The 14,805-nt window shown below is 33.5% G+C and carries 11 protein-coding genes; 10 read left to right on the forward strand and 1 reads right to left on the reverse strand.

Annotation, left to right across the window (positions count from 1 at the left end; all coding sequences use genetic code 11):
* Window positions 1–47 precede the first annotated feature (47 nt).
* The 10 genes from SH09_RS04325 to ccpA all read left to right on the forward strand — a co-directional run bounded on the left by SH09_RS04325 (window position 48) and on the right by ccpA (window position 13,448).
* Window positions 48–1,124, forward strand: a complete 1,077-nt coding sequence (locus SH09_RS04325) for a M42 family metallopeptidase (protein ID WP_042738395.1) — start codon at window positions 48–50, stop codon at window positions 1,122–1,124.
* A 14-nt stretch (window positions 1,125–1,138) separates the two neighbouring features.
* The gene (locus tag SH09_RS04330; RefSeq protein WP_042738396.1) at window positions 1,139–1,450 is read left to right on the forward strand and encodes a thioredoxin family protein; all 312 of its coding nucleotides are present in this window, start codon (window positions 1,139–1,141) and stop codon (window positions 1,448–1,450) included.
* 125 nt (window positions 1,451–1,575) lie between these two features.
* Window positions 1,576–2,439 carry a DUF1444 domain-containing protein gene (locus SH09_RS04335; RefSeq protein ID WP_042738397.1) on the forward strand — a complete coding sequence of 288 codons (864 nt, stop codon included), beginning with the start codon at window positions 1,576–1,578 and terminating at the stop codon, window positions 2,437–2,439.
* A gap of 17 nt (window positions 2,440–2,456) precedes the next feature.
* The gene (gene ytpR, locus SH09_RS04340; protein WP_042738398.1) at window positions 2,457–3,056 is read left to right on the forward strand and encodes a YtpR family tRNA-binding protein; all 600 of its coding nucleotides are present in this window, start codon (window positions 2,457–2,459) and stop codon (window positions 3,054–3,056) included.
* A 15-nt stretch (window positions 3,057–3,071) separates the two neighbouring features.
* Window positions 3,072–7,025, forward strand: coding sequence for a DNA translocase FtsK (locus SH09_RS04345; RefSeq protein ID WP_042738399.1), 3,954 nt, complete (start codon window positions 3,072–3,074; stop codon window positions 7,023–7,025).
* 40 nt (window positions 7,026–7,065) lie between these two features.
* Complete coding sequence (gene murC / locus SH09_RS04350) at window positions 7,066–8,379, forward strand: UDP-N-acetylmuramate--L-alanine ligase (RefSeq protein ID WP_042738400.1); 1,314 nt, start codon at window positions 7,066–7,068, stop codon at window positions 8,377–8,379.
* A 70-nt stretch (window positions 8,380–8,449) separates the two neighbouring features.
* Window positions 8,450–8,962 carry a DUF948 domain-containing protein gene (locus SH09_RS04355; protein WP_042738401.1) on the forward strand — a complete coding sequence of 171 codons (513 nt, stop codon included), beginning with the start codon at window positions 8,450–8,452 and terminating at the stop codon, window positions 8,960–8,962.
* Between the two features lie 81 nt (window positions 8,963–9,043).
* Entirely contained in the window at window positions 9,044–10,423 is a 1,380-nt protein-coding gene (locus tag SH09_RS04360) for a hypothetical protein (protein ID WP_042738402.1), read from the forward strand.
* 594 nt (window positions 10,424–11,017) lie between these two features.
* The gene (locus SH09_RS04365; RefSeq protein ID WP_042738403.1) at window positions 11,018–12,109 is read left to right on the forward strand and encodes a bifunctional 3-deoxy-7-phosphoheptulonate synthase/chorismate mutase; all 1,092 of its coding nucleotides are present in this window, start codon (window positions 11,018–11,020) and stop codon (window positions 12,107–12,109) included.
* Window positions 12,110–12,458: 349 nt separating this feature from the next.
* Window positions 12,459–13,448, forward strand: coding sequence for a catabolite control protein A (ccpA, locus tag SH09_RS04370; protein WP_042738404.1), 990 nt, complete (start codon window positions 12,459–12,461; stop codon window positions 13,446–13,448).
* A gap of 187 nt (window positions 13,449–13,635) precedes the next feature.
* Here the strand turns inward: ccpA and SH09_RS04375 are convergent, their stop codons facing one another.
* On the reverse strand, window positions 13,636–14,793 hold the full coding sequence (locus SH09_RS04375; RefSeq protein WP_042738405.1) for an acetoin utilization protein AcuC: 1,158 nt from the start codon (window positions 14,791–14,793) through the stop codon (window positions 13,636–13,638).
* Between the last annotated feature and the right edge of the window lie 12 nt (window positions 14,794–14,805).

Raw genomic sequence — 14,805 nt, forward strand, 5'->3', positions numbered from 1 at the left:
TGTACCATATTGAAGATGATATAATAAATGTTAAGGAGTGAACGAAATTGAATATTGATCAACAAACAACAATAAGCAGAATTAAAACATTAACAGAATTGCATGGCGCACCAGGATTTGAGGATAACGTGAAAGATTATCTAATTTCTGCGATGGAACCTTATGTAGACGAATTTGTCTATAATCGTATGGGAGGGTTCTATGGTGTTAAACGCTCGAAAGTAGCAAACCCTAAACGTGTGATGGTAGCCGCACATATGGATGAAATTGGATTTATGATTACAAATATTTCAAAGCAAGGTATGATTCAGTTCACAAATTTAGGTGGTGTAGCTACTGATATTTGGCAAGGCCAACGTTTGAAAATAAAAACACGCAATAATGAAGAAATAACAGGTGTAGTTGCAAATATTCCTAAACATTTTAGAACCGGAAGTGAAGGGGCACCTAAAATTGAAGATTTAATGTTAGATATAGGTTGTGAAGATGATGCATCTGTTATAGCAAGAGGTGTTCAAATAGGGGACACTATTGTTCCTGATACACCACTTACACAGTTGTCTGATTATCGTTTTGCTAGCAAAGCATGGGATAATAGATATGGTTGTTTAATTGGGTTAGAATTATTAGAATTATTAAAAGATGAAACATTAGATTTTGATTTGTATGTTGGTGCAAATGTTCAAGAGGAAGTAGGTTTGCGCGGCGCACGTGCAGCTGCAGAATTAATTGATCCTGACGTAGCATTTGTAGTCGATTGTTCTCCTGCAAATGATATGAAAGGCAAGCAAAATTTGTCTGGAGAATTAGGTGGCGGCACATTAATTCGCATTAAAGACGGTACAATGTTATTGAAACCTAGCTTTAGAGACTATCTATTGGAAATCGCAAATGATCAAAAAATTAACCATCAATACTATATTTCACCTGGTGGAACAGATGGTGGTGAAATTCACAAAGCGAGAATAGGTATACCAACTGCTGTAATTGGAGTTTGTGCACGTTATATTCATAGTACAGACTCAGTGTTTGATATCAGAGATTACTTTGCCGCTAGACATTTGCTGTACGAAGCAACGAAACGACTTGATGATGACCAAATTCAAACTTTACAATATAAATAACTAGGAGAGATACTATGAAAACATTAGAAAATGAAACACAATTTAAAGAACTTAAGCAACAACAAACAGTATTTTTATTTACTGCAGACTGGTGTCCAGACTGTAAAGTTATTGAACCAGATTTACCACAACTAGAAGACAAATATCAAGAGTATAATTTTGTATCAGTGGATAGAGATAAATATTTAGATATTTGTATTGAACATGGTATTATGGGCATTCCAAGTTTCTTAGTTTATCGAGATGGCGAGCAAATTGGTAGCTATATTGGAAAAGAAAGAAAATCAATCGAACAAATCGATAGTTTTTTAGCGTCATTAAATTAAAAATTGAGTTAAAAAACCATAAACAGAATTTGAAAAATATATACCCTTAGAACGTACTTTTTTTCTGTTCCTAAGGGTATATTTATTGTAAACTGTAATAAGGCACGTAAATAGGAGTGTTAATTATGAATGTCTTTCAAATGAGAGATAAACTCAAAGAGCGATTAAACCATTTAGATGTAAAATTTAGTTTCAATCGCGATGAAGAAACGCTACGAATTTCTAGAACTGATAATAACCAAGGTGTTACAGTCAAACTTTCTACAATAGTAGCAAAGTATAAACAACAACAGGAAAATGTAGTAGATGAAATTGTCTACTATGTCGAAGAAGCAATTGAACAAATGAAAGAAAAGCAAGTAACTGATATAGAAAATATTCAAATTATGCCAGTACTTAGATCTCCAAGCTTTGATAAAAAAGATAAAAATGGTAATGCATTTGTGATTGAACCGCATACTGCAGAAACTAATATTTATTATGCTGTAGATTTAGGGAAATCTTATCGGTTAATTGATGAAAAGATGTTACAACAATTAAATCTTACAAAGCAACAATTAAAAGAAATGGCTTTATTTAATATACGTAAACTTGAAAATAAATATAAAACAGATGAAGTGAAAGGTAATATTTTTTATTTCGTAAATTCCAATGATGGATATGATGCGAGTAGAATTTTAAATACAAGTTTTCTAAATGATTTACAAAGTCAATGTGAAGGTGAAATGTTAGTAGCGGCACCACATCAAGATGTCTTGATTATTGCAGATATTCGTAATAAGACAGGATACGATGTAATGGCACATTTAACGATGGAGTTCTTCACTAAAGGATTAGTTCCTATCACTTCACTATCCTTTGGTTATGATCAAGGACATTTTGAACCTATATTTATCTTAGGTAAAAATAATAAACAAAAACGAGATCCTAATGTCATCCAAAGATTAGAAGCAACTAGAAAGCAATATGAAAATAAAGATAAGAAATAATTAAGGAGTTAAAAATCATGAATTTATTTTACAATAATGAAGCAGTCGGCGATGTCGCATTTTTACAAATTGAAGTTACTGAAGGGCCATTCGATTACGTAACAAAAGGTGATGTTGTAGAAATTAGAAATAACGATCAAGTTGTTGGATACAACATTTTTAATATTTCAAAAAAATCTCAAATAAGCGGAAACGGTCATATCAAGTTGACTGAAGCATTGGTTGCTGAGTTACAAACTGCAATTACAGATGCTGGCTTTGACTATAAATTAAATGCAGATTTTTCTCCTAAGTTTGTTGTAGGTTATGTAGAAACGAAAGAAAAACATCCAGACGCTGATAAATTAAGTGTACTAAAAGTGGATGTTGTTACAGAGCAATTACAAATTGTTTGTGGTGCACCGAATGTTGAAGCGGGACAGAAAGTTGTAGTTGCCAAAGTAGGTGCAGTTATGCCTAGCGGTATGGTAATTAAAGATGCAGAATTAAGAGGTGTAGCTTCAAGTGGTATGATTTGTTCAATGAAAGAATTAAATTTACCAAACGCACCTCAAGAAAAAGGAATAATGGTATTGTCTGATGACTACACAGTTGGTCAAGCATTTTTTGAAGAATAAGGAGGTAATGTATGAATGAGCTGGTTCGACAAGTTATTTGGAGAAGATAATGGTTCTAATGATGATTATCTCAATAAAAGAAGCCAACGACGTCAAAAAGCTAAGCAACAAGAAAAGCGTGAATCATTACTTCCACAAAACAATGACGTTTATGAAAGACCAAAGGGAAAATTTCGCTTTCCAGTAGACGGATTAGAGAGTGAACAAGCACACAAGGAACAAGTTGATTCCGAAGATAAACTTCATGAGACACAACAGAAGGACAGAACTCGAGGCGAAGATCAAGGCGAGCGTGTCAGTGTCAATCATCCACATCGAAGACGAAGAACTATGCACGAAAGTGCAAAAGCGCATACTACAAATGATGAAGTTAATTCTAACGTAGCGCACCAACATAGTAGTTACGAAGAAACGTCAAGAGAAAAGAAACAACATCATGGTAAAAGGATGCGAATTCAAACAGATGTTTTAAGAGCGAATACACATTCAAAGGCAAATCACCAAGCGCCTAAATATCATCAAAGTGAATTTAAAGCCAGTGAAGTGCCATCTGCAATCTTTGGAACTAAAAAACCGCGTCCTTTGCAAAATGGTGTGATTCCACCGACATCTAACGATACAGATGAAAGTGATAGCAAGATTGATAAGGTAAATACGGAGCAAAGTACACAGCACCGTAGTACAACATCATCCACATCAAAAGATACGCAACAAACAGTTTTTTATAATGATCAATATATAGATTCTAATGTATCTGATACTAAAAGTAATATTGAAAATAATGGTGAACATAAGTCAACTAATCAAGCGAATAAGTCACAAGAACAGTCTAAAGGACCAAAAAACAATACCATTAATATTGAAAACATTTATGCTTCTCAAATCGTTGAAGAGATACGTAAAGAACGTGAGAGAAAATTATTACAAAAATGTCAATTTAAAAAAGCATTACAACAAAAGAGACAACAAAATAATGATAATCATGAAGATAGTATTCAAAATGCAATTAATGAGATGTATGCAAAACAAGCTAAACATCATTTAGGTGAAAGTTCACTTGATGATTTGAATAGTTATGATGAATCTCAAAAAAATGGTGATTCAAGTTCAGAAGAGACGGGTTATAGTTCAGCTGAGTCAGATATTCAAAACGCTGAAAATCACTCAAATAATGAGTCTACAAGCTTGTTTAACTATGAAGAAATTGATTTGGATAATATTAGTGATGTACATACAGCTAACCAACCATATCAACAAATCGATGAAGTTACTGAAGATGATTTGAATAATACAGAAAATCATGATTCATATTTAACAAACAAAGATGATGAAGTAACAGAATCTATACAAGCTGCTGATCTGGAAGAGGATGATAGTGAGCAAAATTCTGGTATTGAGCATGCAACTAACCAAGACATTGCTACTTCGGCTTATAATGACTTAGATCAGAGCAAGCATCAAGCATTAGAAGATGAAATAGTTGATGCGCAATATCGTGAACTTGTAAATGAAAACGATAAAAACAGTGATGATAGTGATGAAATAGAGCATAATCAAGAATTAGCGACCCATGATCATGATGAACAATCTACAATGAATTCAGTTGTCGATGATACTGACTATGAACAAAATGCTCAATCATATCAAACATCAGAAGCAACTTCTGTAGCTTATAGTGAATTAGATTCATCTTCTACAAGTGAAGCAGCTGATGCTGATATAACTACTACAAGTGAATTGGATTCATCTAAGCATTTATCGCAACTTGATAGTCAAAGTGTTGCAAACCAAAATGCAGAATTATCTGAAACTACAAGTGAGTCGAACGGCCACAATAATGAAGTGAAATCGTCAGAAACAATTGACAATGTATCTGATAATCCTAGCAAGGTAGTAGATGATACTGAAGATGATTCTAAATCAAATGCAGCTGATGCTAATACACAACAAGAAAATGTTGGCACACAGCAAGCAGTATCGCATGTGGAACAAACGGATGACAATATCAAACAAAATAAACAAACATCAAATCAATCACAGCACAATGCACCACTCAGAAAAGGTGGTAAACCATTTAATGTTGTTATGACACCATCTGATAAAAAACGCATGATGGATGCGAAAAAATCAAGACAAAACTTGTCTACATCACGTATGAATCAACAGCAAAATGAGCAAACAGTAGAAACACAAATTACTACTGATAACGTATTAGAAACAAGCGAAGCCAATACACAATTTGAGACAGTTTCAAATTCAACCAGTGAAAATAATCAACACCAAGATATTAACTTGAACCAAAGCGATTCTACAGTATCAGAACCTACATTAGAACCTGAATCAGCTGAATCGTTAAGCGTTGAAAATCAAACACGAGACCATTCAATAGCTGAACAAACGGATGATAAATTGGAAACATCAGTCGATAATGAGGTGTTATCAGAATCTAATCAAGTGAATCAAGGAAATACTGAAATACCACCGTTACAACCAGAGTTCAATAAACATCCACAGGAAAGTGCTTCTAACACAGAACACCAAGATGATAATAATGAGAAACCAGTTATCAGAAGGGGACCAAATATTAAGTTACCGAGTCCTGTATTATTAGAGGAGCCAGAAGAACATGAAATAGATAATTCCTGGATTGAAGAAAAGAAGCAAGAATTGAATGAGGCTTTTTATTACTTTAATGTTCCAGCGGAAGTACAAAATGTTACAGAAGGTCCTAGTGTTACTCGTTTTGAATTGTCTGTTGAAAAAGGTGTGAAGGTTTCAAGAATTACTGCTCTACAAGATGATATCAAAATGGCATTAGCAGCTAAGGACATTAGAATTGAGGCACCAATTCCTGGAACGAGTCTTGTAGGTATAGAAGTACCAAACCAATCATCTACAAAAGTGAATTTGCGCTCAATTATAGATACACCGAAATTCAAAAATTCGGAATCAAAACTTACAGTTGCGATGGGTTATAGAATCAATAATGAACCATTATTGATGGACATTGCTAAGACGCCACATGCATTAATTGCAGGTGCAACAGGTTCAGGAAAATCAGTGTGTATTAATAGTATTTTAATGTCACTTTTATATAAAAATCATCCTGAAGAACTTAGATTGTTACTTATTGATCCGAAAATGGTAGAATTAGCACCATATAATGATTTACCTCATTTAGTTTCACCAGTTATAACAGATGTGAAGGCAGCAACACAAAGTCTAAAATGGGCTGTTGAGGAAATGGAACGTAGATATAAAGTATTTGCCAAATACCATGTGCGTAACATTACTGCCTTTAACAAAAAAGCAGCTTATGAAGATAGAATGCCGAAAATTGTTATTGTCATTGATGAGTTAGCAGATTTAATGATGATGGCCCCACAAGATGTAGAGCAATCAATTGCTAGAATTGCTCAAAAAGCACGTGCATGTGGAATTCATATGCTTGTAGCTACACAGCGACCATCTGTTAATGTAATTACTGGTTTAATTAAAGCTAATATACCAACTAGAATTGCATTTATGGTATCATCAAGCGTAGATTCTCGAACTATATTAGATAGTGGTGGCGCCGAAAGATTATTGGGTTACGGAGATATGCTTTATTTAGGTAGCGGTATGAATAAACCGATACGTGTTCAAGGCACATTCGTATCAGATGAAGAAATTGATGATGTCGTTGACTTTATCAAACAACAACGTGAACCTGAATATTTATTTGAAGAGAAAGAATTATTGAAGAAGACAGAAGCCCAACCACAAGATGATTTGTTCAATGATGTTTGTCGCTTTATGTTACAAGAAGGACATATTTCAACATCACTTATTCAACGACATTTCCAAATAGGTTATAATCGGGCAGCACGAATTATAGATCAGTTAGAACAATTAGGCTATGTTTCAGGAGCTAATGGTTCTAAACCAAGAGATGTATATATAACAGAAGCTGATTTAAACAACGATTAATTGAGAGAAAAATAAAAATTAATAAAAGAGGAGTGTTACAATGACACATTATCATTTTGTCGGCATCAAAGGTGCCGGTATGAGTTCATTAGCACAAATAATGCATGATCTTGGAAATGAAGTACAAGGCTCAGATATAAAAAATTATGTATTTACAGAAGTTGCATTAAAAAATAATGGCATAGAAATCTTACCTTTTGATGCAAAAAATATTAAAGAAGATATGATTGTCGTTCAAGGTAATGCATTTCCAGATACACATGAAGAAGTGGTAAGAGCACATGAATTGAAATTAGATGTAATTCGTTATCATGACTTTTTAGGTCATGTTATTAGCCAATATACGTCTGTTGCAGTAACAGGTGCTCATGGTAAAACATCAACTACAGGTTTACTATCACATGTAATGAATGGTGATAAGAAGACGTCATTCTTAATTGGTGATGGTACTGGTCTAGGTATTCCAGAAAGTGATTACTTTGCATTTGAAGCTTGTGAATACCGTAGACATTTCTTAAGCTATCATCCGGATTATGCCATCATGACAAACATTGATTTTGATCATCCTGACTATTTCAAAGATATCCATGATGTAATTGATGCTTTCCAAGAAATGGCACGTAATGTTAAAAAAGGTATTATCGCTTGGGGCGGAGATGAACATTTACGTGACATCAAAGCAGATGTACCAGTGTATTATTATGGCTTCTCAAAAGATGATAATGTTTATGCGGATAATGTTCAAATTAGTCCAAAAGGAACGCAATTTGATGTTTATGTAGAAAATAAATACTATGATACATTCTTGTCTCCACAATTTGGGGATCATAACATTCTAAATGCATTAGCAGTTATCACGATTAGCTATTTAGAAAATCTAAATGTAGCTAATATTAAAGAAGCACTTGAAACATTTGGTGGTGTGAAACGACGCTTTAATGAGACTAAAGTTGGGAATCAAGTTCTTGTTGATGATTATGCACACCATCCACGTGAAATCAGTGCAACGATTGAAACTGCTAGAAAAAAATATCCTGATAAAGAAGTTATTGCTGTGTTCCAACCACATACCTTCAGTAGAACTAAAGCATTTTTAGATGAATTTGCTGAATGTTTAAATACAGCAGATCATACATTTTTATGTGAAATTTTTGGTTCAATCAGAGAAAATAGTGGTAATTTAACTATACAAGATCTGATTGATAGAATTGATGGTGCAAAACTTATCGATGAAGAATCAGTGAATGCATTGGAACAATATAATAATGCAGTTATTTTATTCATGGGCGCTGGTGATATTCAAAAAATTCAACGCGCATACATGGAAAATGTTGGTGTAACTACCTCATTTTAATATGTTTATGTTAAAATGAGATGGGTAGTTATATTAAGTAACAACATATGTTTATTAGGAGGCGTTTTTAATGGAATGGATTTTACCTATAGCTGGAATTATCGCTGCGATCGCATTTCTTATACTAGTAATTGGTATCGTAGTTGTATTACTTTCAGTCAAGAAAAACTTAGATCATGTTGCTAAAACACTAGATGGTGTTGAAGGACAAATTCAAGGTATTACACGTGAGTCAACGGATTTACTTCACAAAGCAAACCGCTTAACTGAAGACATCCAAGGCAAATCAGATCGTTTGAACTCAGTGGTTGATGCCGTTAAAGGAATTGGTGACTCAGTACAAACTTTAAACGGTTCTGTAGACCGAGTTACAAACTCTATTACGCACAATATTTCTCAAAATGAAGATAAAATTTCTCAAGTTGTTCAATGGTCAAATGTAGCAATGGAAGTTGCTGATAAATGGCAAAACAGAAGAAATCGTAGAAATAGTGCAAGTTATAAAACAAGTGGAGTAGCAGACGATGCGAACTTCTCAAACGAAGGTAACCATAGCTATACTACACGAGTTGATAATAAATAATTCATATACTTAAACAAACAAATGCACTTAAATGAGGATTTAAACTTATTTAAGTGCATTTGTTATAGGGGGCTATCATTTATGAAGTATTACAATCGAGATAACTATGAAAGAAATTTAGAAAGTTACGAAGTGCCTGAATATTTTTCAAAAGGCAGTAGAAATGTCTTTGTCTATGGATTTATTGTAGGGGCAGTAATCGGCTCAGCTATAGGTCTAGTGACGTTAAGTAAACCACGTAATGACAAATATTCCGATAAACAATCTAAAGAAGACCAATTTAAATCTAGTATAATTAACCAAACAGAAGCAGATCAACGTGCTGCAGAGGAACAAGTAGCAGACATTCAAGCGTCGATTAATAACCAAGAAAGTGTATCAGCAGCCGAATTAGCGGCACAAAAGGATGCTATTAAAGAAGAAGTAGCAGAACATCATTTAGCAGATACTTCTCCAAATGCACAACAATCTCAACAAGATGTGAGTGCAACACAGAAGTCATCTGACGAAGAAAGCAATGTAGCAGAGTTAGAAACTAAACATATCGATGCTTCTAAGGAACCGAGCCAAAGTGAGGTTGCAGCCCAACAAGAAGCGATTAAAGATGAGACACAGAGTACGTCGGAAAATCATGCTTCAGCTTCATCACAATCTGAAACGAGTTCCGATCATAATGGCGCAAAAATTGCTGCAGCTACAGGTGGTACAGTTGCTGCAGCTGGAATCGCAAAAGCGGCAGCTGATAAAAATGATAAAATTGACAACGATGAGGAAACAGCTAATAGAACAGATGAATTAGTATCTGAAGACAAAAAATCAACATCCACTGAAGCACAAGAAACACCAAATTTAGTTACAGAAAGTAAATCTGAAACAACTCAATCAAATGGTACGACGAAAGCTAGTGCCGTTGCGGTTGGTACAGTAACTGCGGCAGGTTTAGCTTCAGCTGCTAAATCAAAACAAACTTTGATACAAAATGACACAAATGTTGCAGATAACACTGCTAATCTATTAACACCAGAAGGTATCAAAGGTAATAACAAAACGGAAGTTCCTAACTTAGTTACAGAAAGCAATGTTGAGACTTCTGTTGAATCAACTGATAAGGTAGATAATACAGCTGATAAAGGTAATAAAGCTGCAACTGCTACTTCAGCATCAAAACCTCATGATGCCGAACGAAGAGTGGAACAAGTACATGAAACTGTATCATTCAAAGATGGTATCATTACGCATGACAAAGCTGGTCAAAGTGGTAATAAATCAACATCAACATCTACAGCATCAAATCAAAGTGAAGAACAAGTTGATTATAATGAGGGTATTATTTCTCACGGAAGTGCTAAAGAACAAACAGATGAAGACGCTAATAATTCGACATATACGAAAAATCGTCCTCAAGCAAAAAAAGCTGAAAAGGCAAAAAGTAAAATAGCGAAACGAACATTTAATGATTAAATGTTAAATCAAATTATTGAATAATATATTGATTATACTGAGTAATTACGTTGATTATAGACAAGTTTTAACAGCATTAGATACGAAATTTTTAAAGTAATGACTCGCTTAGTATACTATTTTCTAGGCTGCTGATTCCCTGATTACAGACGGGAGTCAGCAGCTTTTTTTTAATAAAAATTAAAACGCATAAGAAATATACCGAAATTAACTACAGTGATAGGCAAGGACAAAATGGATTTTTATGTGATGACTTGTTGAATTGTAGAAGCGAATAATGAATTGTTCACATTACGGCTATGATTACAAATACGTTAATACATATCTGCTTTAAAACTGTATCGCGTTAAAGGTTTCAAAATAAATATTAACATTTTGTTATTAAATTAATAAATTTGATGAAAAGTGTAAAATATAACTAGTAACTGACTGAAAATTCAGTTATCATTAATGTTATTCACTTAAAAGTGAAAATTTTTTAAATAGTGACTTGAACTTATTGGTACTTATTGTTAGAATTACGTTTAACAAATATTTTATCGCTTTAAAGCAGAATAAAATATGCAGTTTAAAATTTTCATAGAGGTGACTTAAATGACAGATAAATTACAAGAATACAGAGACGAAATTGTTGAAATTAACGATGAAATTTTAAAGCTTTTATCTAAAAGAGGGAAATTGGCACAACAAATCGGTGAGGAGAAACGTAAACAAGGTACAATGGTTTATGATCCACAACGTGAAAAAGAAATGATTAATGTACTTTTAGATAAAAATGAAGGTCCATTTAACGATAATGTGATTAAGCAATTATTTAAAGAAATTTTTAAAGCCTCTACTGATTTACAAAAATCTGAAAATGAAAAACATTTATATGTTTCAAGAAAATTAAAACCAGAAGATACAATCGTCCAATTTGATAATGGTGGAATTATTGGAGATGGTAATAAATCATTTGTATTTGGTCCATGTTCTGTTGAATCACAAGAACAAGTCGATGCAGTAGCTGCAGAATTACAAGCGAGAGGCGAAAAATTCATCAGAGGTGGGGCATTTAAACCTCGTACTTCACCATATGATTTCCAAGGATTAGGTGTTGAAGGTTTAAAAATACTTAAAAATACAAAAGATAAATACGGCTTAAATGTAGTCAGTGAAATTGTAAATCCTGCAGATTTTGAAGTTGCCGATGAATACTTAGATGTATTCCAAATTGGTGCACGTAACATGCAAAACTTCGAACTTTTAAAAGAAGCAGGTCGCTCTAATAAACCAGTATTATTAAAACGTGGATTATCAGCAACAATTGAAGAATTTATTTATGCTGCTGAATACATTGCGTCACAAGGTAATAATAATATTATTTTATGCGAACGTGGTATCCGTACTTACGAAAAAGCAACTAGAAACACTTTAGATATTTCAGCGGTACCAATTTTGAAACAAGGTACACACTTACCAGTTATGGTCGATGTGACACACAGTACAGGTAGAAAAGATATCATGCTACCGACAGCTAAAGCAGGTTTAGCTGTGGGCGCAGATGGCATTATGGCTGAAGTTCATCCAGATCCAGCAGTAGCATTAAGTGATAGTGGTCAACAAATGGACTTGAACGAATTTGATAAATTCTACAATGAGCTTAAGCCATTAGCAGACATGTATAACAGTAAGCAATTAAAATAATCACCATGCAAAATATACATTAGATAATAATGTTATTTGTGTAATTAACGATACAGATTAAAATATCCCTATGTTGTTTCTAGTTTGAAACACATAGGGATATTTTCGTTAATTTAATTCTTAAATGTATTATTCTTAACAAGTATAAGGATATAAATGACTTGTTTAGTAGACTACTGCAGTTATGGCGAGTTATTACACTGTATAAAAATAAAATGTAATTATATATAATGACATAATTATGACATTCAAAACAAAATGATTTTCTATTTATAAAAAATGTGGTAAACTTTGAAAAGTTGTGAAAACAGAGTATAATAACAAATAAATCGCTTACAAGGAGGAAATTATGACAGTTACAATATATGATGTTGCAAGAGAAGCACGCGTTTCAATGGCAACCGTGTCACGTGTCGTTAACGGAAACCAAAATGTTAAACCTGAAACGAGAGACAAAGTGAACGAAGTTATAAAAAAATTAAATTATAGACCAAATGCAGTAGCACGTGGATTAGCGAGTAAACGTACTACAACAGTAGGCGTAATTATACCAGATATTTCTAATGTTTATTATTCTCAATTGGCAAGAGGATTAGAAGATATAGCGACAATGTATAAATATCATTCTATTATCTCAAATTCTGATAATGATCCAGTTAAGGAAAAGGAAATTTTTAACAATTTATTAAGTAAACAAGTAGATGGAATTATATTCCTAGGTGGTACAATCTCTGAGGAAATCAAAGATTTAATTAATAAATCTTCAGTTCCAGTAGTTGTATCGGGTACAAATGGTAAAGATGATGGCATTGCTTCTGTAAACATTGATTTTAAAGCAGCAGCCAAGGAAATTACTAGCCAGTTAATTACCAATGGTGCTAAGTCATTTGCTTTTGTTGGTGGAGATTATTCTAAGAAAGCACAAGAAGATGTGTTAGCAGGACTACAAGAAGTCTTATCTCAACATCAATTACAATTAGACAACGACTTAATCTTTAATGGTAATGAGACATACAAAGATGGTGTTCGTGCATTTGAATCATTAAAATCAGCTAAACCAGATGCGATTTTATCTATTAGTGATGAGCAAGCTATTGGTTTAGTACACTCAGCACAAGATGTTGGTGTTAGTGTACCAGAATCACTACAAATAGTAAGCTTCAATAATACGAGATTAGTTGAAATGGTTAGACCACAGTTATCTAGTGTTATTCAACCGTTATATGATATCGGGGCAGTAGGTATGAGACTATTAACTAAGTATATGAATGAAGAAGAAATAGAAGAGCCTAATGTTATCTTGCCGCACAGAATTGAATATAGAGGTACAACTAAGTAATCATTTAATATTACGACGTTAGACCGTTTCTTATATAAATAACCCCTTATTTTCACTGAAGTAATCATGTTAGAAAATAGTGTAATCTATCTTCTAATCTGTTGATTACCTTTTACCAATGAAGATAAGGGGGTATTTTTTATGTGGCAATTGGATTTGATTAATCATTGGCTAGGGAAGTGAATGATTAAATAAACCAACTCCGTACTTGTTGCGCACGTTTCATATTAATTTCACTAATTTCATCTTTTCTTGGAATAACTTGAAAATCTTCGCATTCATCTTGCCACGTATTTGGTAAGGTTATGGGCGCGTAATGTTGCCATTTTTTTATCCACGCTTCAGGCAAATTTCCTGTTAATGGACTTTCTCCTAAAAGAGCTAGAAATACATGTGTCCAAGCTCTTGGCACAACTTTCCAAATATTATAACCACCACCGCCAAACATAATAACCTTTCCATTGGTATATGTATCAGCTAATGATTTAATAATATAAGGAATTTGGTATAGTGCATCTAAGGTACAATGCATATGTGTCAATGGATCCAAATAATGTATGTCCACACCATGTACACTAATAATAATATCTGGATTAAATGATGCGACAACGGGTTCTATTGTTGCTTTAAATGTCTCTATAAATGATTCATCCTCTGTGTAGGGTTCCAATGGCATATTGACAGTATATCCGAATCCTTCTTCATTCCCACGCTCTGTGTAATGTCCTGAACCAGGGAATAAGAATTTTCCAGTTTCATGAATAGAATAAATTAAAGCTTGGTCATTCGTGTAAAAGCTCCATTGTGTACCATCGCCATGATGTGCATCTGTATCAATACAAAGTACACGTTGATTATAATACTTCATTAAATACTTAATCGCTATAGCAACATCATTATAGATACAAAAGCCATTTGCTCTGCCAGGTAAACTATGATGTAATCCACCACCTAAATGACAGCCATTAGTTATTTGATTTGTCATAACTTGATCAACTAAATTTAATGCTCCACCTACAATTCTAGCGCTATGCTTATGCATCATGCGAAATTGTTGTGTATCATCACCATCAAGACCATATTTTTTAGCTTCACTATCACTTAGAATTCCGTGCGATGCATGTCGAATTGCTTGAATATAATCATAGCTATGAATAAGTGCGATTTCATCATCTGTAGCGATGCGTGGCTTGATAATATGAGAGGGTTTAAGGTAACCTAGCTCTGTTAATAACTCCGTCGTTAATTTAAGGCGCATTTGATTAAATGGATGGCTGTTACTAAAGCGATATTGCAATAAATCATTAGAATAGACATAGCCCGTAAGTTGTTGCTTATTATTCATAAATTTCTCCCC

Source organism: Staphylococcus gallinarum, assembly GCF_000875895.1.
GTDB classification, from domain to species: Bacteria; Bacillota; Bacilli; order Staphylococcales; family Staphylococcaceae; genus Staphylococcus; species Staphylococcus gallinarum.